Here is a 26,092-nt window from a genome sequence, read left to right as displayed (position 1 = left end):
AAAATATGATCATCCGGTATTTCAGTGTATTGCGGAAAAAGAATAGCGATGGTGCTTGACGAGCTCAGATACTATTCGGCAGAAAGAAACAATCTATGGCGAATATCACCACAAGCATCTCCACGATACCCGAAGCCCTGGGGGGTTCAGACGCCTTCCTAGCCTTGCAAGAGCACATTGTTGCCGTGGCCAAGGTGAACCGGCCCGTAATCATCGTCGGTGAGCGGGGTACGGGTAAGGAACTGGCCGCGATTCGGTTGCACTACCATTCCCATCGCTGGCAGGGGCCGCTGGTGGCCGTGAACTGCTCGGCTTTGTCCGAATCGCTTCTGGAATCCGAACTCTTCGGCCATGAGCCGGGAGCCTTCACCGGAGCGGTCCGGTTGCGGCGGGGTCGATTTGAGGCGGCGCACAAGGGTACCCTGTTTTTGGACGAAATCGGAACCATGCCCCTGAACATGCAGGAAAAGATTCTGCGCGTGGCCGAGTACCAAGTCGTGGAGCGCCTTGGCGGCTCCTCGCCCCTGGAGGTGGACGTCCGGATCATCGTGGCCACCAACGCCGATCTCGTCGCCCTGGCGGCCCAGGGGCGGTTTAAGCCCGACCTGCTGGACCGTTTGGCCTTTGAAGTCCTGCGCGTCCCGCCGCTCCGCGAGCGGCACGGTGACGCGGTACTGCTGGCCGAGCACTTCGCGGCCCGGATGGCCGTGGAACTGGGCCGTTTCGAACCGCCACGCCTGTCGGCGTCCGTGGTCAAGGCCCTGGAAACGTATTCCTGGCCGGGCAATGTACGGGAATTGAAAAACGTCGTGGAGCGGGCCGTGTTTCGGGCCGGTGACGCGACAGTGATCAAGGAGCTGACTCTGGACCCTTTTGCCGCGATGCCGTCAGCGGGAAGGGTCGCGACCGTTGGAAAAACAGCACATGAAGCATCATCCCCACGATCTCCTCTGTCCGACGCATCGACCGATCACGCCAGGACTCCGGAAGAGCCCATTCCCGAACAGCTCAGCCTGCCCGAAGCCGTGGACGAACTGGAACGCCGCCGCCTGCGCCAAGCATTACGCCAAGTCAGGTTCAACCAGCGTCGGGCCGCTGAAATCCTCGGCCTTCGCTATCATCAATTCCGCGGTCTGTACCGGAAACATAGGGAGGCTCTTGAGTTGGAGGGGGAAGCTGGCTCAAGAAAGTGATGAATCGTGGGGTGACGGTGAAAATAACTGTCACGGAACGCGGATCTGGTCACCCTACCGAGTGGGCTGGAAAACATTCGGATGATCCGGGCTGAGGGCAAAGGCATGGATTAGGAGCCAAGGCTTGCCGTTTATCAATCCGTCCGTGTGTTGCGTAAAGGATTCCGCCAGGTATTGGTTGTGTATGGTAATAACACATTTATTTTCTTCACGACCACACAAAGCGGCTTTTTTTCACTCACGCACTGAACAAGGAAAGCAAACCATGAACAATCAGATTAGATCCTTCTTGGAAAGGTGTTCCTTTGGCCCGAGTCTCGAAGACGCCGGCGTACGTTTTCGGCTTTGGGCTCCGGGAGCCAAACACGTGGACGTGGTCCTGACGGGAGAGGGAGCGGAGCGGAGCGTGGCCATGGCGGACGCTGGAAACGGCTGGCGCGAGGTTTTGGTTCCCGAGGCCGGGGTCGGCTCCTTGTATCATTTCAAGATCAACGGCGAGACTCTGGTCCCGGACCCGGGTTCGCGCTTTCAGCCTGAGGACGGCTTCGGGCCGAGCCAGGTGGTGGATACCGCCGGGTTCACCTGGGAGAATTCGGACTGGAAAGGGCGGCCCTGGGCGGAGACCGTGCTCTACGAGCTCCATGTGGGCACGTTCACGCCGGAAGGCACCTATGACGGAGTCCGCGCCCGCTTGCCATATCTCAAGGAACTGGGCGTCACGGCCGTGGAGCTGATGCCTCTGGCCGATTTTCCGGGTCGCCGCAATTGGGGGTATGACGGGGTGCTGCCCTTTGCCCCGGATTCGGTCTACGGCTCGCCTCAGGATTTGCGGCGTCTCATCGACGAGGCCCATGGGCTGGGGCTGATGGTTTTTCTGGACGTGGTCTACAATCATTTCGGCCCGGAAGGAAACTACCTCCATCTCTATGCTCCCCAGTTCTTCACCGAGGCCTACCAGACCCCCTGGGGATCGGCCATTGATTTTTCCGTGCGTCAGGTCCGGGACTTTTTTATTGCCAACGCCGTGTTCTGGCTGCGGGAGTATCGGTTTGACGGCCTACGCCTGGACGCGGTCCATGCCATCCAGGATGACGGTCCCGTGCATATCCTGGAGGAATTGGCCCAGACCGTGAGCAAGGTGCTTCCCCAGGACCGACACGTGCACCTGGTTTTGGAAAACGACGCCAATCAGGCTCGGTTTCTGGGGCGAGCAGGAACCGGGGAGCCAAAATACTACGTGGCCCAGTGGAACGACGATATTCACCATGTCTACCATGTGCTGGGTACCGGGGAGACCCAGGGCTACTACGCGGACTACGCGGACAACGCGCTGGACCGGCTGGGCCGATGTTTGGCCGAGGGCTTCGCCTATCAGGGCGAACCCTCACCCCACCGGGAGGGCGAGGCCCGGGGCGAGCCCAGTGCCCATCTCCCGCCCGAAGCCTTCGTGGCCTTTATTCAGAACCACGACCAGATCGGCAACCGGGCTTTGGGAGAGCGGCTGACCTTGCTGGCCCCGGTGGAAAAGCGCACGGCCCTGACGGCCATGTATTTGCTCAGCCCCCAGATTCCGATGCTCTACATGGGCGAGGAGTGGGCCACGGAGCAGCCTTTTCCGTTTTTTTGCGACTTCCAGGGCGATTTGGCCGATGCGGTCCGGGAAGGCCGGCGCAAGGAATTCGCGGCCTTCCCGGAGTTCGCCGACCCGGCCATGCGCAAGCGCATCCCCGACCCCAACGATCCTGCCACGGCCCGGAGCGCCGTGTTGAACTGGGATGAGCGCTATTCCGTGGGGCACGCCCAGTGGCTGACCTTCTACCGGGATCTTCTGGCCCTGCGCCGGGAACGCATCGTGCCCTTGCTGGGTTTGATGCAGCCCGGAGCCGCCACATGGCAAATCCACGAATCCAGCGTGCTAATCGTGGACTGGCCATTGACCGATGACCGTGTTCTGCGCATGACGGGCAATCTCGGTCCCAAGTCATTCCTGACTAACTCTGGCCCGAAAAATGCTCCCGATTCACTGGATATCATCTATGTTTCGCCTTACGCTCAACGAAAAGGAAACGACGTGGAATTGCAGGGCTGGGGAATAATGTGGACCGTGGTCCCTAAATGAGGAATTATACAGGGAGGTGACAGATTATGTCGGAAAAACGTGATGCGTATGTCCAGAGGTTGAAAGCCAAGGTTGACGAATGGAACGCGGACATCGACAAATTGACGGCCAAAGCGGACCAGGCCGAAGCGGACGCAAAAATCAAGTGTCAGCAGAAGCTTGAAGAGTTGCGGTCAAAGCGCCAGGAATTGGAAGAGAAAATCGTGGATCTGCAAAGCGCGGGAGAATCAACCTGGGAAGAACTCAGGCAGGGCGTCGAATCCTCCTGGGGAGTATGGAAGGCGAGTTTTGCCAGGGCGAAAACAGCATTTGAAAAGGGGTATCAGGAAGGTCGGGAAGAGAGGCAGAGCAAAGACCGTGACGAGTAGCCTTTGCTGCAATTTTGCATTTCCTGACGTTGTCTCACAGCATGTAACCACGCCAGGAGGTTTTCATGTCCCTCATAAATCCGCTCAGGTTCCGCGAGAAGGGTTGAAGTCGTTCAGTTATTGATTCCGCCCAGTTATATTCACGTAAAGTCAGACGGTTGCCTCTTCAAGGAAAATGCCCTCCTGGAAATCCTGCACATCGTTTTCTCGTCCGGCTGTTTTGCAAGAACATAACCCGGGCCATTCGCCTGGAACCCAAGCTGCTTTTCAAGAATGCCGACTTGGACATTGGCTATGAGGGAATCGACGAACCGTATTGACACGACGGCGAGAACGTGATGCCTGGAATCGAAAGGATGATTGCAATGGACATCTCATCAACCGCCAAGGAGCAGGCCATGAAGTACCGCATTCTGTTCGTGGACGACGAGCATCAAGTACTGCACGGGTTGCGGCGGATGCTACACAGTCAGAGTCGGGAGTGGGAGTTGCATTTCGCGCCCGGCGGGAAAGAAGCCTTGGAGCTGATGGCCGCCACGTCCATGGACGTGGTGGTTTCGGACATGCGCATGCCGGGCATGGATGGGCTCCAGCTGTTGACCGAGGTCAAGGAGCTGTATCCCAATGCCGCCCGGGTGGCCTTGTCAGGGCATATGGACGAACGGATGATCATGGGCTCCACCAAGGTGGTGCATCAGTATCTGAGCAAGCCGTGCAGTCCGGAAGCGTTGATCGCCGTGCTTCGCCGTCTCCTGGCCCTGCGCCGCTATCTGGCCGAGGAAGCCCTGACCTGTCTGTCCTCCAGCCTGGAACAAATCCCCAGTCTGCCCAAGCTGTACGTGGCGATTCAGGAAGAATTGCAATCCTCCCACTGCTCCTTGAAGAAAGTCGGCGAAATTATTTCCACGGACGTGGGCATGTCCGCCAAAATTCTGCAACTGGTCAACTCGTCCTTTTTCGGAATGTACACCAAGGTGACCAGCCCAGCCCAGGCCGTGAATCTGTTGGGTACGGAAACGGTCAAGGCCCTGGTGCTGCATGTCCAGATTTTTTCACAATATGATCCCAGGAAATGCCCGCGCTTATCCCTGGCCCGGCTTGCCCGGCACAGCCTGATGACCGCCACCCTGACCAAGCGGATCTGTGCCATGGAAAACGAGTCTCGGGATATCCAGGAAGATGCGTTCCTGGCCGGAATTCTCCATGACGTGGGCAAGTTGATTTTTGCCGTGAACTGTCCTGGATTGTACGATGAGATACTTGAAATGGTCGCCGCGAAAAACATGTCGCTACCCGCCGTGGAACGAGAGGTTCTGGGTGCCGGACATGCCCAGCTTGGGGCCTATGTCCTGGGCTTGTGGGGCATGTCCGATCCGGTGCTGGAAGCCATCGCCTTTCATCATGAACCCGTTCTGAGCACCACGACGCAGTTTGTTCCCTTGACGGCACTGCATGCCGCCAACGCATTGACCATCCAGTTGCAACCCGAAGGCCCCACCGGAATGCCCGAAGGGCTGGATGCGGACTACTTGGCTTTCTGTGGCCTGTCGGACCGGATATCCCTCTGGGAGGGAATGGCCAGAGATCTCTTCGGAATGGCCGAAGTCGAGAGCGCAACCTGATCAATGGTGGTCAAGGAGGATCAGCGGAAATGGGCGAAACGGAATCTATTTTGATCGTTGACGATGAAGAAATTCTGCTGGAACTCTATGCGGAGATCCTCACGTCCCAAGGGTACGAGGTCAGCCTGGCAAGAACCGCCTCCGAGGGGCTTGCCCTGACCCGTGAACTGCAACCGGACCTGGTGTTGCTGGATGTGGGACTGCCCGACGGCAACGGCGTGGATGTGTGTCGGCGGATCAAGAATGATCCATCCTTGTCCGGGACGTCAGTCTTTCTCTTTTCAGGCAAGTACGTCGATTCAGAAAAACAGGCCGACGGTCTGGAGATCGGGGCGGACGAGTACCTGGTCAAACCGATGAAGGCCAGGGAGTTTTTGGCCCGGATTGCGGCTTTGTTCAAAATGAAAAAAGCCGAGCGAGAGGTGCGCCGCTCGCACTTGGAAATTTACCAGATTTTGGCCTCCATCCAGTCCATGTTGGTGGTCATCGACGAACGGGGAAGGATCTCCCGGTGGAACCATATTGCCACGAAACTGTTCGGTCTGCCCTATGATCACGTCAAGGATCGTGTGCTGGAAGATTTGAGCCTGAGTTGGGAGTCCGAGCGGGTTTTGGAGGGGATTCGCTCCTGTCGGGATACCATGGCCAGCGTTCGCCTCGAAAACGTCCGGTTTACACGTCCGAAAGGCTACGAAGGCTATTTGAACATCAATATCGATCCGGTTTTTTCCTCTTTGGCGCGGGGGTTGGGCGGGGCGGTCCTGCTAGGCGAGGACATTTCCGAACGTCGTCTGCTGGAAGCACATCTGCTGCAAGCTCAGAAACTTGAATCCATCGGTCAGCTCGCCGCGGGCGTGGCCCACGAAATCAACACGCCCATTCAGTTTATCAGCGATAACATGCGCTTCTTGCAGGATGCTTTCAAGGATCTGCGCTTCCTGATTTCCACTTGCCGGGAACTTCTCGGCGACGAATCGACAAGCGGTTTTTCGGTCAATAACGTCAAGGAGGCGCAAAACAGGTTTTCCGCCATCGACGTCGAGTACTTGCTTCGTGAAACCCCTCAGGCCATCGAGCAATCCCTTGGAGGTTTGGAACGAGTGGCCCACATTGTCCGATCCATGAAGTCCTTCGCCCATCCTGGCGAAAAAAATATGGTTCTGGCCGACATCAACAAGGCCCTGACCGATACGGTCACGGTCTCCCGCAACGAATGGAAATACGTGGCCGAAATGCACATGGATCTGGATCCGGAGCTGCCCAGGATGTCTTGCTATCTGAGTGAGCTGAACCAGGCTTTCCTGAACATCGTGACCAACGCGGCCCAGGCCGTCGCCGAAGCCCATGGCGAGCACTCCCAGGAGCAGGGGCTGATCACTATTTCCTCCCGCTACGACGGAGAGTGGATTGAAATCCGAATCTCGGACACCGGAGCCGGTATTCCGGATGATATCAAGCCGCGACTCTTCGATCCGTTTTTCACTACCAAGGAAGTGGGCAAGGGTACGGGGCAGGGACTGGTGATCGTGCACAACGCCATTGTCAAGCGCCATGGAGGAACCGTTGCCGTGGAGTCCGAAGTGGGACGCGGCACGACGTTTGTTTTACGATTACCGGCCTCCACGGCGGACGATCCTTTTTCGTAATTCACCACATGACTCTGATTTTTCCCCGAATACTTCCAGTGTCCTAAAGGAACTCGACCATGAGCGATCAATGCACCATTCAGGATAAAATCCTTTTCGTGGATGACGACCAGAACATCCTGGACGCCTTGCGTCGAAACTTCCGCAAGGAATATATATTGGAAACCGCCACCAGCGCTCGGGAAGCCGCGGGGGTCATCGCCCGCAAGGGGCCGTTCGCCGTGGTGGTTTCGGACATGCGCATGCCTGGGGTGGACGGGGTGCAGTTTTTGACCCGGCTCAAGGAGATCAGCCCGGACACGATCCGGATCATGCTCACCGGCTACGCTGATGTTCAATCTTCCATCGCCGCTGTAAACGAAGGCAGCGTATTCCGGTTCCTGACCAAGCCCTGTTCGGCCCAGCATATGAAGCGGGTTCTGGATGACGCTTTGCGTCAGTACCGGTTGGTGACCGCGGAAAAACAGCTCCTGGAGCAGACCCTCAGCGGCAGCGTCAAGGTGCTCACCGAGCTACTGGCCCTGGTGAACCCGGACGCCTTTGGCCGGGCCAACCGCATCCATCGCCTGGTCCGTCAGATCGCCTTGCATCTGGGCGTGGCCAAGACCTGGGAAATGGAAAACGCGGCCCTGCTCTCCCAGATCGGCTGCATGCTTTTGCCCTCCATGGCCATTCAGCGCATCATTCAGGGCGAGAGCCTGGATGGCGAGATGCAGCAGGTCTATGACATGCATCCGGCCATTGCCGCTGATCTGTTGAGCCATATCCCCCGCCTGGAAAATGTTCGGGAAATCATCCTTTACCAGGAAAAACATTATGACGGACAGGGGGCGCCCATTGGCGGAAAAACCGGGCCGGACATCCCCCTTGGCGGACGCATCCTGAAAATCCTGGTGGACTTTGACCAGTTAGAGAATTCCGGCAAGTCCGCGGAACAGGCCCAGAACATTCTGCGCGGCCGGGAAGGGTGGTATGACCCTCAGATTCTGGATGCCCTGGCTAAAGTGCTCAGCAGCAAGACCGGGTATGAAATGCGGGAAGTGCGCGTGGATCAGTTGGAAAGCGGGATGCTCCTGGCCGAGGACGTACAGAGCCAGAGAGGCATGCTGCTGGTGGCCCAGGGCCAGGAGGTCACTCCGGTGCTGATCACCCGTCTGCGGACCTATGCCGGGATCAGCGGCGTTCACGAACCGATCAAGGTCCTGGTGCCGCCGATGGAAGAACGCGGCAAACAGAAACAAGAACAGTGCTGAAGCCGCTTAGAGACTCGCATGACGCATCCGACCAGAGGACACCTCACGGACACACCTCGACCAATTCAAGGAGGGAACACGATATGAACGTTTTTGAAGCAATGCACACTCGGCGCAGCATCCGCAAGTTCGACCCGGACAAACCGGTCAGTGAAACGGATTTGGAAAAGATCCTGGCCGCGGCCATGACCGCTCCCAGCGCGGGCAACGCCCAGCCCTGGCATTTCGTTGTGGTTACGGATGCAGCCTTGAGGGATGAGCTGTCCCGGATCCATCCCTACGTGGGCATGCTTCGGCAGGCCCCGATCGGCATCGTGGTCTGCGCGGAACTGGCCCTGGAGAAGTACCCCGGCTACTGGGTCCAAGACTTGGCCGCGGCGGTCCAGAACCTGCTCCTGGCCGCCAGGGGGCTGGGCCTGGGCACGGTCTGGACCGGGGTCGCTCCGATCCTGGAACGGATGGACGCCGTCCGCCGGATTCTCGGCCTGCCTGGCGGCGTGGAAGCCCATGCCATCGTGCCTCTGGGCTGGCCCGCCCAGGAGTTCACGCATAAGGATCGTTTCAAAGCGGACCGGGTGCACAAGAATGGATGGTGATATTTAGCACGGATTCAAAAAACATCCGGCCGGTCACGGGACTCCCGCGACCGGCCGGTTGTTTTGGCGGAAAGCCGACTTCATCCGTCGTCATCCCATTTTATCAGGTTGACGAATAATCGAAATCGTTGCTCTCCGCGCTTCATGAAAGCGGCATCGTGAGGGATTGGTTCTGGATTTATACCGCCGCGTCGATCCTCAGACCCTTTCCGGTAGCTTCAGCCACCGCCCTGGTGTCTACGGGTTGTGCCGCGCCACCTGCCCCGGCATTGAGCTGATTGACCGCTCCGAGAGTTTTGGTGACGATATCCGCCCCCATGGTAGCGTTTTGCAGGGTCTGCGCCATCATGGCGATGCCTGTTTGACTTTGCGCTGCTGTTCCAAGTTCCATAAAACCTCCTTGTTGGCTGATGAAAAAAACGATGCCTCCAAGTCTTTATCGGACATGCGCGAGGATTCTTTAGGGGGCGTAGCATGACTCTGAGCTTGAGGCCGCGGAGTCAGCGGTCATGGCCAAGGCCCTGAACTCTTCGTTAAACAGTGGTCGAGCCAAAGCCTGAGAAAGGAGACGGACGCGGCGGGTCAAGTTTTCGATTCCGTGACTGGGCACGGCGATGCCTTGCTGGTGGGCGGCGTGGCGGACGGCTGACTTTCCGATTTTGTCGCCCAGACCCAGCTTTCTGCTTGCGCCGATTTTTTCCGGGGCATAGGGTTCGAACAGGCTTTGGTCTTTCGACAACCCTTGCAGGTGCAACCCGGTTTCGCAGGCGAACAGATCCTCTCCGACCAGGGCCTTGTTCCGGGCCAGGGGCACCTGGGCCGCCTCGGCGACCATACGGGCCAGGCGGGCGCACTGCTTCAAATCATAGCCGGCTCCCCGCCTGAGGTTCAGGTGACCGGCGACCTCTTCCAGGGCCGCGATCCCGGCCCGTTCCCCGATTCCCAGCACGGACACATCCACGCTTTCGGCCCCCGAGGCCAGGGCGGTGATGGCGTTGGCCGTGGCCATGCCGAAGTCGTCATGGCCGTGAAATCCAATTGCCAATTCGGTCCGGTCCGTGAACCAGCGTGTCAGTTCCGCCGTTTCCAGCGGCGTGAGCAGGCCCACGGTGTCTGAAAGGCGAACCCGCCTGCCTCCGCATTCCTCCACCACCCGAACGACCTGCAAAGCGAAATCCCGGTTCGCCCGGGATACGTCCTCCAGCCCGACCCCGACGAACGCCATCTCCAACTCCGCTGCTCGGCGCAATATGTTTTGAAGTCGAAGCAATAGTCCTGCCCGATCCGTGCCAAGCCGATGCTCAATGTGGGCGTCCGAAACCGGGACGCCGAACTGGATGCGCCTGACGCCCATGGCGTTCATGCGATCCAGATCAAGCAACCGTAGCGGCGACCAAACCGTAAGTCTGGTCCGTTCGGACGGATATTCCTTTCTTCCGTGCCGGAGCAGATCCTCCAGCCCGTCCTGCCCTACCCAGCCGATCTCCACTTCGTCTATCCCTGCCTGGATCAACCCGGAGAGGATGTCCCGGCGCTGGGCGTCCGAGAAGTAGACGCCGAACATCTGCGCGCCTTCGCGCAATGTACTGTCGATGAGCATATGGTTTCCTTGTCGTTGTTTCGGGCCTGACTATCACGCCCCTTGACCGGAACAAGCAGGATCGGTGCCAGGGTACGTTTACCACGTTTCCACCGCCAACCTGTAGGGGCACGGCGCGCCGTGCCCCTACGGAATTCCGTGCCCTGGCCATCACCCCGCAACATTCTCGCTAACCTGTAGGGGCACGGCGCGCCGTGCCCCTACATAATCACGGGCTCCTACAAAACCGTGGCGTCTTACAAAATTGTTGCTCACCTTTGTCGGGTCTGCATGGGAGACCAGCTGAACTCGTTTCGGCAAAACAATACTTCAAAAATCTAAAATAATTAATTTTAATTAGTTCTGGCGATTTGGTTTTCGCCTCTGGCATGCTCCTTGCCCTATGGCTTGCATTCTCAACACTCAATCTCCGGGAGGAACGTATGCGCAAGGTTGCTATTTATGGAAAGGGCGGGATCGGAAAATCCACCACGACGCAGAATACCGTGGCCGCTCTCGGCGAAATGGGTCGCAAGGTGATGATCGTAGGCTGTGATCCCAAGGCGGACTCCACCCGTTTGCTGCTCCACGGTCTGCATCAGCGAACGGTCTTGGATACCCTGCGGGAAGAGGGTGAGGACGTGGAACTGGACGATGTGCTGCTGGACGGCTTTGCCGGAACCGTCTGCACTGAATCCGGAGGTCCGGAGCCTGGCGTGGGCTGCGCGGGCCGGGGGATCATCACCAGCATCAACCTGCTGGAACAGCTCGGGGCCTACAAGGAAGACAAGAACCTGGACTACGTCTTTTACGACGTCCTGGGCGACGTGGTTTGCGGCGGATTCGCCATGCCCATTCGCGAAGGCAAGGCCCAGGAAATCTACATTGTGGTTTCCGGTGAAATGATGGCCATGTACGCGGCCAACAACATCTGCAAAGGCATCGTAAAATTCGCCGAGGCAGGCGGGGTGCGCCTGGGAGGGCTGATCTGCAACAGTCGTAATGTGGACAACGAACGGGAGATGATCGAGGAGCTGGCCAAGCGTCTGGGAACACAAATGATTCACTTCGTGCCTCGAGAAAACATGGTCCAGCGGGCGGAGATCAATCGCAAGACGGTCATCGACTTTGATCCCAAACATCCCCAGGCCGATGAATACCGCACCCTGGCCAAGAAGATCGACGGCAACGAGATGTTCATCGTGCCCAAACCAATGGAAATCGATGAACTGGAAAAACTGCTTATTGATTACGGCATCGCCAACTAGATCTCTGATTATTCGGATTAATCCGCTGTATAGTTGCCCACATTTCAACCAACCATAAGGGAGAAGCGATATGTTGATCATGGTCCGAGCGATTGTCCGGCCCGAAAGGGTGGATGCGGTTTTAAAAGCGTTGATGGATGCCGGGTATCCGGCGGTGACCAAGTTTTCCGTGGCCGGTCGCGGCAAGCAGCGCGGCATCAAGATAGGGGAGATCACCTACGACGAGATTCCCAAGGTCCTGCTGATGAGCGTGGTCGGCGAAAAGGACAAGGACTTCGTAGTCAAGACGATCATGGAAGCGGCCCGAACCGGGGAAAAGGGCGCATTTGGCGACGGGAAGGTTTTTCTCAGCCCGGTGGAGGAAATGTACACCATCAGCTCCGGGATCAAGGAAACCGAAGGCGCGGACCTGAAGGGGGTCGGGGTATGAAGGAGATCACCGCCGTCATCCGGATGAACATGGTCAACAAGACCAAGGAAGCTCTGGCCGAAGCCGGCGTGCCCGCGTTCTTCGCTCTGGAGGCCCAGGGCCGGGGCAAGGGATTGATCAATTCCGCTCTGCTCAAGGGCGCGGAAAAGGGATATGAGGAAGCCGCCGAGCTGCTTGGAGAGAAGGGCAGGCTGTACCCCAAGCGCGTTTTTTCCGTGGTCGTCACGGACGACCAGGTAGAAGACGTGGTGAGCACGATCATGGACGTGAACAAAACCGGCAAGCCCGGCGACGGGAAGATATTCGTCAGCCCGGTCTTTGACTCCGTCCGGGTGCGCACTGGGGAAAAGGGAAACAAATCCATAGACTAGCAGTCCGTTGAAAAACTCCCAATTGCCGCGTCGCCGCAAGAAAATCAAACTCTCACGTATGAAGAAATACGCTTCGACCTTGATTTTCTCTTGCTCCTTGCACTTGGGGTTTTTGAACGAACTGTCGTCATGTGAGGACTGTCTCAAAATTGAGTAGGTAAGCTAGGCCCTGCCAGGAGGAAGCATGACCACAATCACGAAGAAGAAAAAAATCGTTCAGATGGATCCAACCGATTTGGTTCAGGATCTTCTGAAAAAATATCCGACCAAGGTGGCCCGGAAGCGGGCCAAGCAGATCATGGTCAAGGAGGCCGAAGGCGCGGAGACTCCGGAAATGGGCGCCAACGTCCGGACCATCCCGGGCATCATCACCATGCGCGGATGCACCTACGCCGGGTGCAAGGGCGTTATTCTCGGCCCGACACGGGACATTGTGAACATCACCCACGGGCCCATCGGCTGCGGATTCTACTCCTGGTTGACCCGGCGCAACCAAACCTACACCGAGACGGATGCCGAAGAAAACTTCATGCCCTACGCCTTCTCTACGGACATGAACGAAAACGACATCGTCTTCGGCGGGGAAAAGAAGCTCAAGCAGGCCATCAGGGAGGCCTACGAACTGTTCCATCCCAAGGCCATCGCCATCTTCTCCACCTGTCCGGTGGGTCTGATCGGCGACGATGTCCATGCCGTGGCCAGAGAGATGAAAGGGGAGCTGGGCATCAACGTCTTCGGGTTCAGCTGCGAGGGATACAAGGGCGTCAGCCAGTCCGCGGGCCACCACATCGCCAACAACCAGATATTTAAGCATGTGGTGGGTACCAAAGAGGAAATCAAGGTCGGGGAATTCAAGATCAACCTGCTGGGTGAATACAACATCGGCGGGGACGGCTTCGAGATCGACCGGATACTGGATAAGTGCGGGATCACCGTGATCTCCACCTTCAGCGGCAATTCCACCTACGACCAGTTTGCCACGTCCCACACCGCTGATCTGAACACGGTCATGTGCCACCGCTCCATCAACTACGTGGCCGAGATGATGGAGACCAAGTACGGGATTCCGTGGATCAAGGTGAACTTTATCGGCGCGGAGGCCACGGCCAAGTCCCTGCGCAAGATCGCCCAGTACTTCGACTCGCCCAAGCTGACCGAGCGGGTGGAAGCGGTGATCGCCGAGGAAATGCCGACGGTCAAGCTGGCCATGGACATGGTCCGCCCCAGGACGGAGGGCAAGACGGCCATGCTCTTCGTGGGCGGCTCCCGTGCCCACCATTATCAGGAGCTGTTCAAGGAACTGGGGATGCGGACCATTTCCGCGGGATACGAGTTCGCCCACCGCGACGATTACGAAGGACGCCACGTGATCCCGGAGATCAAGATCGACGCGGACAGCCGGAACATTGAGGAACTGGAAGTGGAGCCCTGCGCTGAGAGCTATAATCCGCGTAAAACACCGGAAGAAATCAAGAAGCTGGAAGAGTCCGGTTTCAAGTTCAAGGAATACGAGGGAATGATCCCGGATATGCCGACCAAGTCCCTGGTGATCGACGATCTGAACCAGTACGAGGCCGAGAAGCTGATAGAAATCATGAAGCCGGACATCTTTTGCGCCGGAATCAAGGAAAAGTACTCGGTTCAGAAGCTGGGCATCCCCCTGAAGCAGTTGCACAACTACGACATCGGCGGCCCCTACGCCGGGTTCAAGGGGGCCGTCAATTTCTACCAGGACATCGATCGGATGGTGAACAGCAAGGTCTGGTCCTATCTCAAGGCCCCCTGGCAGGAAAAACCGGAATTGTCCGCGACCTATGTCTGGGAATAGTCCCGAGGCGCGATGAGCAAACCACTGACGCGATAGTTTTTTAGGCATCGCTTTAAGAGAGGAACGGAACATGACGCTGCTTCGACATACACCCACGGAAATCAAGGACCGCTCCGCGCTGTCCGTCAATCCGGCCAAGACCTGTCAGCCGGTGGGGGCCATGTACGCGGCCCTGGGGATTCACGGCTGTCTGCCCCACAGTCACGGTTCGCAGGGCTGCTGCGCCTACCACCGCAGCGCTTTGACCCGGCACTACAAGGAGCCGGTCTCCGCTGCCACCAGCTCGTTCACCGAAGGCGCTTCCGTGTTCGGCGGTCAGGCCAACCTGCTTCAGGCCATCAACAACATCTTCACTGTGTACGAGCCGGACGTGATCGCCGTGCATACCACCTGCCTGTCCGAAACCATCGGCGACGACGTGCCCCAGATTACGGAAAAGGCCCGTCAGGAAGGCAAGATTCCCGACGGCAAGTTCGTGGTCAGCGCTTCCACGCCCAGCTACGTGGGCTCCCATGTGACCGGTTTTTCGAACATGGTCATGGGCACCCTGAAGGGCTTTGCCGCAAAAACCGGCAAGAAAAACGGCAAGGTAAACATCATCCCAGGGTTCGTGGAGCCCTCGGACATGGAGGAGATCAAGCGTCTGGCCGCGGCCATGGGCGTGAAAACGATCCTCTTCCCGGACACCTCCGGCGTGCTCAACGGCCCCCTGACAGGTGAATACAAGATGTTCCCGGACGGCGGCACGACCGTCGAGGAACTGCGTTCCACCGGTGATTCCATCGGTACTTTGGCCCTGGGCGAATGGGCCTCGGCGGACGGGGCCAAGTACCTGGACTCCACCCACAAGGTTCCGTGCAAGATTCTGGATCTGCCCATCGGTCTGAAGGCCACGGACCGGTTCATCGACGCTTTGCGCCTGATCTCCGGCCGCCACGTCACCGACCTGATCGCCCATGAGCGCGGTCAGCTGGTGGACCTGATTTCGGACATGCATCAGTACTTTTACCACAAGAAGGTGGCCCTGGTGGGCGACCCGGACCAGGTCATCGCCTTGACCGAATTTCTAACCTCCATCGACATGAGCCCGGTACACATCGTCACTGGCACCCCGGGCAAGAAGTTCGAGGCCCGGATCAAGGAACTCACCGCGGACAGCCCATTCCCGGTCAACGTCAAGGCCCACGGCGACATGTTCCTGTTGCACCAGTGGATCAAGAACGAGCCGGTGGATCTGATCATCGGCAACACCTACTGCAAGTACATCGCCCGTGACGAGGACATCCCCCTGATTCGCCACGGCTTTCCGATCCTGGACCGCGTCGGCCATCAGTATTTTCCCACGGTGGGCTACAAGGGCGGATTGCGGCTGCTGGAGAAGATTCTGGATGCGCTGCTGACCCGGATTGATCGGGATGCCACGGAAGATCAGTTTGAGTTGGCGATGTAGTTTTTTTGGCAGGTATCGATTTGAACGTTGCAATCAAGGAGAGAAAGCGTGGAAAAGCCGAAGCATCATATGTTCGTCTGCGCCAGTTTTCGGACCAAGGGCGAACCCAAGGGCGTGTGCCACAAGAGCACCATCGGCTTGTTGCCTTATATCGACGAGGAAATTCTGGACCGGGGCCTGGACGTGTTGGTGACCAGCACCGGTTGCCTGAAGCAATGCGAGAACGGACCGGTCATGGTGGTCTATCCCGAAGGATGGTGGTTCGGCAAAGTGGACGGCGAAGACGCCGTGGACGCCATCCTGGACGGCCTGGAACAGGGCGAGCCAGCCCAGGACTATCTCCTTTAGGGCGCACCAGAATTCCCATAAATCCCATACCTCCCATCCACTCCCAAGCGCCGCCTCCCTTTGGGGAGGCGGCCAAAAGAACCCAATGAGGTCAACCATGGAACCCGTGATCTTTGAAGAACGAAAAACGCAGATACATCGCAAGGGAGCGGAGCCGTTCTCCATTTCCTGCAACAAGAGCAGTCTGGCCGGGGCCGTGAGCCAGCGGGCCTGCGTGTTCTGCGGATCCCGGGTGGTGCTCTATCCCATTGCCGACGCCCTGCACCTGGTGCACGGCCCCATCGGCTGCGCGGTGTACACCTGGGACATTCGCGGGGCCTTGTCCTCCGGGCCGGAGCTGCACCGGCTCAGTTTTTCCACGGACCTGCGCGAAAAAGACGTGATCTTCGGCGGTGAAAAAAAACTCCACCAGGCCTTGATCGAACTGATCGACCTGCACAAACCCAATGCGGCCTTTGTCTATTCCACCTGCATCGTGGGGATCATCGGCGACGACTTGAAGGCCGTGTGCAAGAAGGTGCAGGCGGAGAAGGGCATTCCGGTGATTCCGGTCCAGTCCGAAGGGTTCAAGGGCAACAAGCGCGAGGGCTATCTGGCGGCCTGCGAGGCCATGTTTCAACTGGTGGGCACCGGGGATACCTCGACCATTTCTCCCCTGAGCGTGAACATTCTGGGCGATTTCAATCTGGCCGGGGAGATCTGGATCATCCAGGACTACCTGAAGCGGATGGGCGTGGAGGTGGTGGCCAACATCACCGGCGACGGCCGGGTGGCGGACGTGCGCCGGGCCCACGGCGCGGCCCTGAACCTGGTTCAGTGTTCCGGAGCGACCATGGATTTGGCCAAAATGATGAAGGAGAAGTACGGCATCCCGTTCATCCGGGTGTCTTATTTCGGCATTGAGGACATGTCCGACGCGCTCTACGACGTGGCCAAGTTTTTCCAGGACAAGGACCCGGAGATCATGGCCCGGACCCAGGAACTGGTCCGGGAAGAGCTGACGGCTCTGTACCCGAAGCTGCAAACATTTCGCAAGGACCTGGAAGGCAAGAAGGCCGCCATCTACGTGGGCGGCGCGTTCAAGGCTTTTTCCCTGATCAAATCCTTCCGGCATTTGGGCATGAACGTGGTCATGGTCGGCTCTCAGACCGGCACTGAGGAGGACTATCAGGAATTGGCCGAGATTACGGACGAGGGCACGATCATCGTGGACGACACCAACCCGCTGGAGCTGTCCGCCTTTATCAAGGAAAAGGACGTGGACATCTTCGTGGGCGGGGTCAAGGAGCGGCCCATCGCCTTCAAGCTGGGCGTGGGATTCTGCGACCACAACCACGAGCGCAAGGAGGCCTTGGAGGGTTTTTTAGGCATGTACAACTTTGCCAGGGAAGTCCACGCCACGGTGACCAGCCCTGTCTGGAACTTCACTCCCAGGCGGCGCAAGTCGCCCATCGCCGTGGGCACCGCGGAGGAGGCCTGTTTGTCATGAAAATAGCCGAACCTTTCGTCTCCACCACCAACGCCTGCAAGATGTGTACGCCCCTGGGCGCGGCCATGGCTTTCAAGGGCCTGGAAGGCTGCGTGCCCTTTCTGCACGGCTCCCAAGGCTGCGCCACCTATATGCGCCGGTACATCATCAGCCACTTCCGCGAACCCATGGACATTGCCTCCTCCAGCCTGGGCGAAAAGGACGCGGTCTACGGCGGCAAAGCCAATCTGATGCAGGGTCTGCTCAATGTCATCGGCAAGTACAAGGCCCCTGCAGTGGGCATCGCCACCACCTGTCTGACCGAGACCATCGGCGACGACGTGCCCACGATCCTGCACGAGTTCAGGAAGGAATGTCCGGCCGACCTCAACGGCGAGATGCCCGCGCTGATCCACTGCAGTACTCCGTCCTACGGCGGTTCGCACATGGAAGGCTTTCACGCCGCGGTTCGGGCCATGGTCGCCCAGTTGGCCGATCCGGAGACGGCAACGCACCGTGGGATCAACATTTTTTCCGGGTTCGTCTCGCCGGAGGACATCCGGCACCTCCAGGACGTGTTCGCCCATTTCGGACTTCCGGCGACCTTGTTGCCGGACTATTCCGAAACCCTGGATGGGCCGGCCCTGGAAGACTACCAGAACATTCCCGGAGGCGGGACACCTTTGGACGCTGTCCGGGCCATGCCCGGGGCCGGGGCGAGCATCGAGTTTGGCCGGACCATCAAGCCCGAGCGCAGTGCCGGGACCGTGCTCCGGGACAAGTACGGGGTACCGCTCCATTCCCTGGGCCTGCCCATCGGTCTGCGGGAAAGCGACGCTTTGTTCACGACCCTGGAAACCCTGGCCGGATGCTCAGCTCCAAGACGGTATGCCCTGGAACGGGGTCAACTCTTGGACGCCATGGTGGATGGCCACAAGTACGTGGCCGGGAAAAAGGCCATTATCTACGGCGAAGAAGACTTGGTGGTAGGTCTGACCTCGTTTTTGAGCGAAATCGGCATCAAGCCGGTTTTGGTGGCCTCCGGCGGGGAATCCGGCTTGTTGGCCGAAGCCGTGGCCGCGGTGACCGGGGAATTCTCCGGCGACCCGCCTCTGGTCCGCGACGGGGTGGATTTCTACCAGATCGTGGCCGAGGCTGAAGCCTTGGAGCCGGACTTGGTTGTCGGGAACAGCAAGGGCTACCGCGAGCTGGCCAGGGCCCGGAACATTCCGCTGATCCGCGTCGGCTTCCCCATCCATGATCGCTTTGGCTCCCAGCGCGTCCTGCATCTGGGCTACCGGGGAGCACTGAGTCTCTACGACCTGATCGTCAACGCGCTGATCGAGAAAAAACAGGAAGATTCGCCCATTGGGTACGGGTATATATGAAAAAAGGATACGCCATGAACACTCCAGACAGCACAAAGCACCCTTGTTTCAACGTCGCCGTGAAGGGCGAATGTGGACGGATTCATCTTCCGGTGGCCCCCAAATGCAATATCATGTGCAATTATTGCAACCGGAAATACGACTGCATGAACGAATCGCGTCCGGGAGTTACCTCCGCGGTGCTCAAGCCGCATCAGGCCGTGGAGTACCTGGCCCAGGTTTTGGAAAAGGAGCCGCGCGTCACGGTGGTGGGGATAGCGGGCCCAGGCGATCCCTTCGCCAACCCGGAGGAAACTCTGGAAACCCTGCGCCTGATTCGGGAGCGTTTTCCCCAGATGCTCTTCTGCTTGTCCAGCAACGGGCTGGGCGTTCCGGCGCACTTGGACAGGCTGAAGGACCTGGGCGTGACGCACATGACCATCACGGTCAACGCCGTGGATCCCGAAATCGGCAAGGAATTTTACGCCTGGGTCCGGGACGGAAAGAAAATTTATCGCGGCCTGGACGCGGCCAAACTGATGTGGCGGCGGCAGGAGGCGGCCATCCGGGGGCTCAAGCAGCTGGGGATCACGGTCAAGGTGAACACCATCATCACTCCGGGGGTGAACGACCAGCATGTGGAGGCCATTGCGGCCAAGATGCGCGAACTGGACGTGGATCTGCTGAACTGCATGCCCTTGTATCCGACCGCGGAAACCATTTTCGAGGATGTTCGCGAACCCGGCAAGGATGAGCTGGAACGTATCCGAACCATGGCCGAAGCCTACCTGCCCCAGATGCGCCACTGCAAGCGCTGCCGGGCCGACGCCGTGGGGTTGCTGGATCAGGACAAATCCCCGGAGTTTGCCTCCTGTCTGAGTGCCTGCTCCAAGACCCTGCCGCCCATGCGCACCGAAGCCAGACCCTACGTGGCCGTGGCCAGCATGGAAGGCGTGCTGATCAATCAGCATCTGGGGGAAGCCCCGTCCTTCCAGATTTGGGGCCGGGAAAACGGCGGTTACGCCATGCTGGAAGTCCGCACGGCTCCGCCCAAGGGAGGAGGGGGCAATCGCTGGTACGCCCTGGCTGATTTGCTCAAGGACTGCCGGGCCGTGCTGGTCTCCGGAGTCGGCGACACGCCCATGGCCATTCTCAGCGAAGAGGGCGTCACGCCACTGGAAATGAGCGGGTTCATTCAGGAGGGTCTGGAAGCGGTCTATACTGCCGGAAACGTCAGCGCGTTCAAGCGCCGTCGCGAAGGCAAGGCCTGCCAAGCCATGGGATGCACCGGCGACGGGGAAGGGTGCGGGTGACCCCGACCCCCCCCTATTAACTCGGACCATCTTCAAAACGGGCCGCGAAGTTCATGTTTCGCGGCCCGTTTTCGTTCTTGCTTTTTTTGGGGGGGGGTGACGACAGATTAGAAAGGCGATTTCTTGAATTCGGGATGTATCAGTTTTGGCTTTGCATTTGCATTGGTCCCAGGCAGGAACATCAAGTTTCTCAACCAGGAGTAAATCAAAATGCGAATGAGCGAGTCTCAGAGCCAATTCAGCATCCTTTCCATCGGGCTGAGCCCGAGACAGGAAGAGGACATCCAGGCGATTCTCGGGCCGGATTATTCCTTGGAAAGGTATCAGTCAACAGGGACGGCCAGGCACGCCAACCAAAATCAACGCCTCATGGCCTTGATCTCTTGGAAAGGGATCAACGGGCGGATTTCGGCTCTGCAACGCGGGGAATTTCAGGAGGATGACGCCCCCCCTCGTGTGTTGGTCTTGGATTCCGACGTGGCTCAGGCCGATCTGGAACGAGTCGTGGACGCCGGTTTCGCGGCTGTTTTGCGCTATCCTTTCGAGCCGGAGCGGGTCAAGGGGCTGGCGAAAGAACTCCAGGAATCTCAAGGCTTGTACAAGGACCTGTATCACATGGCTCGGGAAATCTGCCTGGAGCGAGAGATTTTGTCACGACAGGCGGACTTGTTGCAATTCTTCAACAAAATTCTCACTAACGCCAGCTTTTCCCTGGACCCCGTGGAAATTCTGCATCAAGCCCACCAGGACCTTCAGATTTTGCTCCCGGTCAAGGGCGTGGACGCGATATTCTGGCAGGCGGGCTCGGAGCAGCAGCTGGAGGCGGAACTCTTCATTCATGAGTACTCTGGGAAGGACATTCAGGATATAATGATCGGTTTTCTGTTGGAAAACGCGGCCAAACACGCCGACGAGCTCATCGGAAGCTACCACGTCAACTTCATGTCCAAGCTGGACGGCGGGGAGGAGCTAAAGGAGATCAACAGTAAAAATCTCCTCGTGTTGCCCTTGCGATTCGGCGGCAAGAGCTTTGGATGCGTCAGCATCGTATCGGAAAAAATTGCCCGACTGGGCCGGGATCGCCTGCAAACCATTCTGGCTGCCGTGAACCATCTGGCTCTGGCCCTGCGTAACGCGCTGATGTACCGAGAAATGCGTACCAGGGCTGACCGGGACGCCCTGACCCGTCTGCCTAATCGTCATTTTTTTGACGAACGAATGGTCCAGGAGCTCAAACGCCACCAACGCTATCGCAACCCGCTATCATTAATGGTCATGGACCTGGACCACTTCAAGCGGATCAACGACACCTTCGGCCACCAGGCCGGGGACTTGGTCCTGCGGGATGTCGGACGCATGTTGCAGGAAATGCTGCGTAGCTCCGATCTCGCGGCAAGGTACGGGGGCGAGGAGTTCGTGCTCCTGCTTTCCCATACCACTGAAGAGCAGGCCTGGGTCCTGGCCGAACGTATCCGCGAGGCCATTGCCAAACGTCGCTTCAACTTTAAGGGGAAGTTCTTCAAGGTTACCGCCAGCATCGGCATCGCCTCCCTGGAAACGGGCCTCTTCGGTCAAAGCGTCGACCTCTTCGCCGAAGCCGACGCAGCCCTCTACCGAGCCAAGGCTGGTGGACGGAACATGGTATGTCTGGCTGGTGAGGAGGAGGGTGAGGAGGAGTGCCGTCAATATGCCTGAGTAGACGGATCGTGTTCGCTGAAAAACGCCCAATTGCCGAGTTGCTGTAAAAGTTCACATTCCCACGTCGTTGTTCATGCGTGGAAATGTGAACTTCTTTTTTCCGCGCCCAGCAGATCCAGCAGAAGATCGACCTGATGTTCCAAATCCGTAAACTGACCCTGAATTTGCTTCAGGTCGCCTTGGCGGCCGGCCTGTTCCATCCGTGCGGCGACGTCGGCCAGAGCCGGACATGCGGAGTTCATGGCCATGCCTTTCAGGGAGTGGGCCTCCAGGGTCGTGGCCTGGATATCGTTTCGTTCGAGTGACTCTTGGAGCGTCGCGACCCGCTTGGGAGCGCTTTCCAGGAGGGTGCGCAAGACATCCTCCGCCAACTCGGAATCGCCCATGCACCTTTGGAGCAATTCCTCCCTGATAAATAGCGGGGGCTCGGTTTTGTCGACCTCGGCCGGCGGCACGATGACGGATTGAGCCTGGCGGTCATCAGTTAGAGACGGTGTGGTTCGATCCATGTCGTCGTGTTCGCGACCATTTTCTTCCGGCTGGGCCTCGGGCAGCCATTTGGCCAAAACCCTGCCCAGTTCCAACGGCGCTACGGGTTTGGGTACGTAGTCGTCCATTCCCGCTTGCAGGCACTTTTCGCGATCCTCGGGCATGGCCCTGGCGGTCATGGCGATGATCGGCGTACGCCGAGAAGGCTGAGGGATGAAGCCTGAAGCCAGAAGCTCGGAAGTCCGATGTTCGACGGAAACCCGATCTCCGTCCGACGTCCGACTTCTGTCTTCCGGCTCCTGACTCCTGTATTCTGACTCCTGACTTCTAATCCTTCTCGTCGCCTCCAGTCCGTCCATTTCCGGCATCATCACATCCATGAGCACCGCGTCAAAGGCCGTGTGACGGAGAGCTTCCAGGGCTTCGACGCCGTTGTTCACTATCCGCGCCTTCAAACCCATTTTACCAAGAATGCCCAGGGTGACCCGCTGATTGACCGGGTTGTCCTCGGCCACCAAGACATGTCCCATCAGGCGGGGCGGCGAAACCTGATTCCGAAACCGTTCGCGTGCGGAATGGCGGGTAATGATCGGTCCTTTCCCCGCGTCCGGGGTGTTGAGCACCGTGACCAGGGTTTCGTACAATTCCCCTTGGCGGACGGGTTTGTTCAGGTACGCGGCGAATCCCCGTTCAGTGAACAGCCGGGCATCACCCGGGCGGCCCACGGAAGTGAGCATGACCAGGGGCAGATTTTTGAATCGCGAATCGGCCTTGATGATCGTGGCGAGTTGGGTTCCGTCCATGTTCGGCATTTGCATGTCCAAAATCGCCATGGTGAAAGGATCGTTGGAGGTTGCGGCGCTGTCCAGGACCGTCAAGGCGGAGGCTCCGTTCGGCACGGCGATGGAGCGTACCTTCCAGGATGAGAGCTGCTTGGTCAGGATCTCCCGATTGGTGGCGTTGTCGTCCACAATAAGGACATGCGCGTCGGACAAGGGCGTCTCCTCTAATCGTGGTCCGTCTTGTCCAGGCCGTTGTCGGCGGAATCTGGCCGTGAACCAGAATTCCGACCCTTGTCCCAGCGTGCTTTTAATCCCGATTTCTCCAGCCATCATTTCGGCCAGTTGCCTGGAGATGGCCAGCCCCAGGCCGGTGCCGCCGAACCTGCGGGTGGTGGAGGCGTCGATTTGAGAGAACTTGGTGAACAGGTTCGGAATGGCGTCGGCGGAGATGCCGATGCCCGTGTCCCGAATGGAAAAGCGGACCAAGACCTCGTCTTCGGTCTCCTCAAGGCATTCGGCCAGAACGACCACTTCGCCCGCTTCCGTGAATTTGACGGCGTTGCCGACAAGATTGGTCAAAACCTGGCGCAGCCTGCCCGGGTCGCCGTTGAGCAGTTCAGGAACCTCGGGCTCCATGTGACAGATCAATTCCAGTCCCTTGCCGTGGGCTTGGCCGGCCATGGCGGCCGCGAAGTCGTCCAGGAGATGCCGGAGGTTGAAGTCCAGGCTCTCCATGGTCAGCTTGCCGGCCTCGATCTTGGAAAAGTCCAGGATGTCGTTGATCAAGGTCAACAGAGTGTCCGCGCTGCTCTGAATGGTCTCGGCCAGGTGTCGTTGCTCCAGGTCAAGGCCGGTGTCCAGCAATAGTCCGGTCATGCCGATGACGCCGTTCATGGGCGTGCGGATTTCATGACTCATGTTGGCCAGGAATTCGCTCTTGGCCCTGTTGGCCGATTCCGCCGCTTCTTTGGCCGCGACCAGTTCCCGTTCCAGGGTGCGCAGATCACTGATGTCCGCCTGGTATTCCATCCCCCCGATCACGTTGTTTTCTTCGTCGAAAATCGGGGCGGCGTAGATTTTATAGGACTTGCCGAGGGAGGCTTCTTCCTCGGGGGTGGTGAAGCGGGTCAAGGGCCTTTTTTCAGCGATGCTGACCGTGAGAATGCAATGGTCGCAGACGTTTTCCCTCTTATACAGGACTTCGTGGCAAAGACGGCCGCGGACGGCCTGCTGGTCGGAAATGCCGAAAGACTCCATCATGCCGCGACTCAGGCCGATGATTCGGAAATCCTTGTCGATGATGTTGATGTTGCCGGGGATGTTCTCGAAAAAGGCCCGCAGGCGGTTGTGCGCGTCCCGCAGATCAGCCGTCCGCTTGGAGACTTGGTCTTCCAGGCTTCGATTCTGCTTCGAGATGAGCTTGTTTTGCTCGTTCAGTTTGGTGAAGAGCGTTTGGAGCTGACGGCCCATGCCGTGAAAAGCCTGGCTCAGGCGGTTCAGCTCCGTGATGCGCGATGCGTAGGGCGGTATGCGCCATTCTCCGGCGGCCAGCTTGTCCGCATCCTTGCTGATCGCTTCAATGGGCGCGAGGATGCGCGAGGCCAGCGCCACGCCCAAAATCGCGGCCAACCCCAAGGCCGCGATGATGATCACCAGGGTTTGGCCGGTATTGGCATGGACCAGGCCCATGAAGTCCGCTTCCGGAGCCACCACCGCCATGACCCAGTCCAGCCCGGAGCCACCCTGGAACGGAGCGGCTTGCAGGTAGTAAGGTTGTCCGTCCAGGGAAAAGGTCAGGAACTGTTCGGCGTCAAGGTTGTCGATGCCTCCCGGCAGGGCGGCCAGGCGGTGGACCGCCCCGCGAACCGTCGGTTCATGGAATTGCTCCGCCCGGACCAGGGTAAAGGCGCCGTCGACTTCGCGGATCAGGGTGCTGGAGGGTTCCGTGGATACGGCCACCAGGTTGCCGGAACGTTCCATCACGAACACGAGGCCGTGCTCGCTGACCGTAATGCCTCCCAGGAAATCATGAATCTGATCCAGCACGTAGTCCACGGCAAAGACGCCCAGAAGTTCTCCGGATGCGTCGTAATGAGGCCGGGAAGCCGTCAGAGCCAGGTCGTGGATCACGAAGTGGCGATAAATGGGCGTCCAAACCGGGCCCGTCGCGGCGACTCCGGCCTGATACCAGGGACGGGTCCGGGGATCGAAGCTGGGATAGACCTGCTGCAGCTCCAGGGCGTCGCCCTGGGTGTTGGTCGCGAAGTTGTGCGAATCTCCGCCGGTGACCGCCCCGGCGCGAACGATCTGGAGCGTACCGTCGCGCAATCGCCTGGCCCCGTAAAAATCGCCGTCCGGCGTGCCGATGAAGGAGTAGGCGAGGGAAGGGTGAGCCTTGAGCACGGAATAGAAATATCGCTGCACGCTGCGAGGTTCGTCCAGGCGAAGAATTCCGGCCTCCAGGGCCTGGGCGTTGACCGCATTCACCTGGTGGGGAACCTGCAGATACTCCCGGAGTTGGCCTTCGACCCGTTGCAGGATTTCGCCGCGCAGCTGCCGGGCCACCGTGTTCACGGCGGTGCGTCCGTCCAGGAGCGCAAGCCAGGCCACGATGACGGACGTGCCCAGGATCAAGAGCATCGTGGGCGGAATCAGCAGCCAGCGTAAGGAAATTTTGTCCGGGATGGTGAAGCCCATATGATTGTTCCTGTTGCGCCCTCATGGGGGCGGGTCATTCGGTGACGGTCTGGTTCCCGTCTTTCTTTTTCGTCAAGTACGGAGCGAAAGTGAGCCAACCAGAAACCGTTTCGTGAATTCATTACACAACAGGCCGGATCAGAACAAGAAGCCCTGGACAGTCCAAATTCTCGCCAGTAAGGGCAGAGTGAGTCGGGGCGGATTCAG

General features: G+C 58.7%; 20 protein-coding genes. 17 read left to right on the top strand and 3 right to left on the bottom strand.

Annotated elements, in window-relative coordinates:
* The first annotated feature begins 95 nt into the window (after nucleotides 1-95).
* The 7 genes from GY33_RS0108475 to GY33_RS0108440 all read left to right on the top strand — a co-directional run bounded on the left by GY33_RS0108475 (nucleotide 96) and on the right by GY33_RS0108440 (nucleotide 8,797).
* Nucleotides 96-1,193 carry a sigma 54-interacting transcriptional regulator gene (locus tag GY33_RS0108475; protein ID WP_031386920.1) on the top strand — a complete coding sequence of 366 codons (1,098 nt, stop codon included), beginning with the start codon at nucleotides 96-98 and terminating at the stop codon, nucleotides 1,191-1,193.
* A gap of 265 nt (nucleotides 1,194-1,458) precedes the next feature.
* On the top strand, nucleotides 1,459-3,312 hold the full coding sequence (gene treZ, locus GY33_RS0108470) for a malto-oligosyltrehalose trehalohydrolase (RefSeq protein WP_051822428.1): 1,854 nt from the start codon (nucleotides 1,459-1,461) through the stop codon (nucleotides 3,310-3,312).
* Nucleotides 3,313-3,338: 26 nt separating this feature from the next.
* Entirely contained in the window at nucleotides 3,339-3,680 is a 342-nt protein-coding gene (locus tag GY33_RS19100; RefSeq protein ID WP_035271615.1) for a sll1863 family stress response protein, read from the top strand.
* A gap of 365 nt (nucleotides 3,681-4,045) precedes the next feature.
* The gene (locus tag GY33_RS0108455; protein ID WP_051822427.1) at nucleotides 4,046-5,302 is read left to right on the top strand and encodes a response regulator; all 1,257 of its coding nucleotides are present in this window, start codon (nucleotides 4,046-4,048) and stop codon (nucleotides 5,300-5,302) included.
* 29 nt (nucleotides 5,303-5,331) lie between these two features.
* Entirely contained in the window at nucleotides 5,332-6,948 is a 1,617-nt protein-coding gene (locus tag GY33_RS19740; protein WP_051822426.1) for an ATP-binding response regulator, read from the top strand.
* A gap of 59 nt (nucleotides 6,949-7,007) precedes the next feature.
* Nucleotides 7,008-8,201, top strand: coding sequence for an HD domain-containing phosphohydrolase (locus tag GY33_RS0108445; protein ID WP_031386915.1), 1,194 nt, complete (start codon nucleotides 7,008-7,010; stop codon nucleotides 8,199-8,201).
* Between the two features lie 83 nt (nucleotides 8,202-8,284).
* A complete protein-coding gene (locus GY33_RS0108440; RefSeq protein WP_031386914.1) occupies nucleotides 8,285-8,797 on the top strand; it encodes a nitroreductase family protein in 513 nt (170 codons plus the stop codon).
* 178 nt (nucleotides 8,798-8,975) lie between these two features.
* On the opposite strand, the gene GY33_RS0108435 is transcribed toward GY33_RS0108440, so the two are convergent.
* Together GY33_RS0108435 and GY33_RS0108430 are read right to left on the bottom strand one after the other, a co-directional pair.
* The gene (locus GY33_RS0108435; RefSeq protein WP_031386913.1) at nucleotides 8,976-9,188 is read right to left on the bottom strand and encodes a hypothetical protein; all 213 of its coding nucleotides are present in this window, start codon (nucleotides 9,186-9,188) and stop codon (nucleotides 8,976-8,978) included.
* A 69-nt stretch (nucleotides 9,189-9,257) separates the two neighbouring features.
* The gene (locus GY33_RS0108430) at nucleotides 9,258-10,397 is read right to left on the bottom strand and encodes a LeuA family protein (protein WP_084184973.1); all 1,140 of its coding nucleotides are present in this window, start codon (nucleotides 10,395-10,397) and stop codon (nucleotides 9,258-9,260) included.
* Nucleotides 10,398-10,819: 422 nt separating this feature from the next.
* On the opposite strand from GY33_RS0108430, the gene nifH reads away from it, so the two are divergent.
* The 10 genes from nifH (at nucleotide 10,820) to GY33_RS0108380 (ending at nucleotide 21,914) form a co-directional block, all read left to right on the top strand.
* Nucleotides 10,820-11,644: a nitrogenase iron protein gene (nifH, locus tag GY33_RS0108425; RefSeq protein WP_031386911.1), complete on the top strand. Its 825-nt coding sequence runs from the start codon at nucleotides 10,820-10,822 to the stop codon at nucleotides 11,642-11,644.
* Between the two features lie 70 nt (nucleotides 11,645-11,714).
* Complete coding sequence (locus GY33_RS0108420) at nucleotides 11,715-12,074, top strand: P-II family nitrogen regulator (RefSeq protein ID WP_031386910.1); 360 nt, start codon at nucleotides 11,715-11,717, stop codon at nucleotides 12,072-12,074.
* Complete coding sequence (locus GY33_RS0108415) at nucleotides 12,071-12,445, top strand: P-II family nitrogen regulator (protein ID WP_031386909.1); 375 nt, start codon at nucleotides 12,071-12,073, stop codon at nucleotides 12,443-12,445. The genes GY33_RS0108420 and GY33_RS0108415 overlap by 4 nt, the downstream gene beginning before the upstream one ends.
* Nucleotides 12,446-12,629: 184 nt before the next feature.
* Nucleotides 12,630-14,273 carry a nitrogenase molybdenum-iron protein alpha chain gene (gene nifD, locus GY33_RS0108410; protein WP_031386908.1) on the top strand — a complete coding sequence of 548 codons (1,644 nt, stop codon included), beginning with the start codon at nucleotides 12,630-12,632 and terminating at the stop codon, nucleotides 14,271-14,273.
* A 70-nt stretch (nucleotides 14,274-14,343) separates the two neighbouring features.
* A complete protein-coding gene (gene nifK, locus GY33_RS0108405) occupies nucleotides 14,344-15,723 on the top strand; it encodes a nitrogenase molybdenum-iron protein subunit beta (RefSeq protein WP_031386907.1) in 1,380 nt (459 codons plus the stop codon).
* 69 nt (nucleotides 15,724-15,792) lie between these two features.
* Nucleotides 15,793-16,071 carry a (2Fe-2S) ferredoxin domain-containing protein gene (locus GY33_RS0108400; RefSeq protein WP_035271647.1) on the top strand — a complete coding sequence of 93 codons (279 nt, stop codon included), beginning with the start codon at nucleotides 15,793-15,795 and terminating at the stop codon, nucleotides 16,069-16,071.
* Nucleotides 16,072-16,168: 97 nt separating this feature from the next.
* The gene (gene nifE, locus GY33_RS0108395) at nucleotides 16,169-17,560 is read left to right on the top strand and encodes a nitrogenase iron-molybdenum cofactor biosynthesis protein NifE (protein WP_031386905.1); all 1,392 of its coding nucleotides are present in this window, start codon (nucleotides 16,169-16,171) and stop codon (nucleotides 17,558-17,560) included.
* On the top strand, nucleotides 17,557-18,927 hold the full coding sequence (locus tag GY33_RS0108390) for a nitrogenase component 1 (protein WP_031386904.1): 1,371 nt from the start codon (nucleotides 17,557-17,559) through the stop codon (nucleotides 18,925-18,927). The genes nifE and GY33_RS0108390 overlap by 4 nt, the downstream gene beginning before the upstream one ends.
* Nucleotides 18,928-18,941: 14 nt before the next feature.
* Nucleotides 18,942-20,219, top strand: coding sequence for a radical SAM protein (locus GY33_RS0108385; RefSeq protein ID WP_031386903.1), 1,278 nt, complete (start codon nucleotides 18,942-18,944; stop codon nucleotides 20,217-20,219).
* A 210-nt stretch (nucleotides 20,220-20,429) separates the two neighbouring features.
* On the top strand, nucleotides 20,430-21,914 hold the full coding sequence (locus tag GY33_RS0108380) for a sensor domain-containing diguanylate cyclase (protein WP_051822425.1): 1,485 nt from the start codon (nucleotides 20,430-20,432) through the stop codon (nucleotides 21,912-21,914).
* 74 nt (nucleotides 21,915-21,988) lie between these two features.
* Here GY33_RS0108380 and GY33_RS0108375 read toward each other — a convergent pair whose 3' ends face one another.
* Nucleotides 21,989-25,885, bottom strand: coding sequence for a response regulator (locus GY33_RS0108375; protein ID WP_051822424.1), 3,897 nt, complete (start codon nucleotides 25,883-25,885; stop codon nucleotides 21,989-21,991).
* Nucleotides 25,886-26,092: the final 207 nt, after the last annotated feature.

This window comes from Desulfonatronum thiodismutans, assembly GCF_000717475.1.
In the GTDB taxonomy this organism is placed as follows: domain Bacteria; phylum Desulfobacterota; class Desulfovibrionia; order Desulfovibrionales; family Desulfonatronaceae; genus Desulfonatronum; species Desulfonatronum thiodismutans.
Note: the sequence above shows the minus strand (reverse complement) of the source record. Positions and strands in the feature narration are given on the sequence as shown.

Coding starts and splice junctions, on each gene's coding strand:
- nifE (WP_031386905.1), top strand. CDS start 16,169: ATGGAACCCGTGATCTTTGAAGAACGAAAAACGCAGATACATCGCAAG.
- GY33_RS0108430 (WP_084184973.1), bottom strand. CDS start 10,397: ATGCTCATCGACAGTACATTGCGCGAAGGCGCGCAGATGTTCGGCGTC.
- GY33_RS0108440 (WP_031386914.1), top strand. CDS start 8,285: ATGAACGTTTTTGAAGCAATGCACACTCGGCGCAGCATCCGCAAGTTC.
- GY33_RS0108385 (WP_031386903.1), top strand. CDS start 18,942: ATGAACACTCCAGACAGCACAAAGCACCCTTGTTTCAACGTCGCCGTG.
- GY33_RS19740 (WP_051822426.1), top strand. CDS start 5,332: ATGGGCGAAACGGAATCTATTTTGATCGTTGACGATGAAGAAATTCTG.
- GY33_RS0108455 (WP_051822427.1), top strand. CDS start 4,046: ATGGACATCTCATCAACCGCCAAGGAGCAGGCCATGAAGTACCGCATT.
- GY33_RS0108420 (WP_031386910.1), top strand. CDS start 11,715: ATGTTGATCATGGTCCGAGCGATTGTCCGGCCCGAAAGGGTGGATGCG.
- GY33_RS0108390 (WP_031386904.1), top strand. CDS start 17,557: ATGAAAATAGCCGAACCTTTCGTCTCCACCACCAACGCCTGCAAGATG.
- GY33_RS0108475 (WP_031386920.1), top strand. CDS start 96: ATGGCGAATATCACCACAAGCATCTCCACGATACCCGAAGCCCTGGGG.
- GY33_RS0108380 (WP_051822425.1), top strand. CDS start 20,430: ATGCGAATGAGCGAGTCTCAGAGCCAATTCAGCATCCTTTCCATCGGG.
- nifK (WP_031386907.1), top strand. CDS start 14,344: ATGACGCTGCTTCGACATACACCCACGGAAATCAAGGACCGCTCCGCG.
- nifD (WP_031386908.1), top strand. CDS start 12,630: ATGACCACAATCACGAAGAAGAAAAAAATCGTTCAGATGGATCCAACC.
- GY33_RS0108435 (WP_031386913.1), bottom strand. CDS start 9,188: ATGGAACTTGGAACAGCAGCGCAAAGTCAAACAGGCATCGCCATGATG.
- GY33_RS0108400 (WP_035271647.1), top strand. CDS start 15,793: ATGTTCGTCTGCGCCAGTTTTCGGACCAAGGGCGAACCCAAGGGCGTG.
- GY33_RS0108375 (WP_051822424.1), bottom strand. CDS start 25,885: ATGGGCTTCACCATCCCGGACAAAATTTCCTTACGCTGGCTGCTGATT.
- GY33_RS19100 (WP_035271615.1), top strand. CDS start 3,339: ATGTCGGAAAAACGTGATGCGTATGTCCAGAGGTTGAAAGCCAAGGTT.
- GY33_RS0108415 (WP_031386909.1), top strand. CDS start 12,071: ATGAAGGAGATCACCGCCGTCATCCGGATGAACATGGTCAACAAGACC.
- GY33_RS0108445 (WP_031386915.1), top strand. CDS start 7,008: ATGAGCGATCAATGCACCATTCAGGATAAAATCCTTTTCGTGGATGAC.
- treZ (WP_051822428.1), top strand. CDS start 1,459: ATGAACAATCAGATTAGATCCTTCTTGGAAAGGTGTTCCTTTGGCCCG.
- nifH (WP_031386911.1), top strand. CDS start 10,820: ATGCGCAAGGTTGCTATTTATGGAAAGGGCGGGATCGGAAAATCCACC.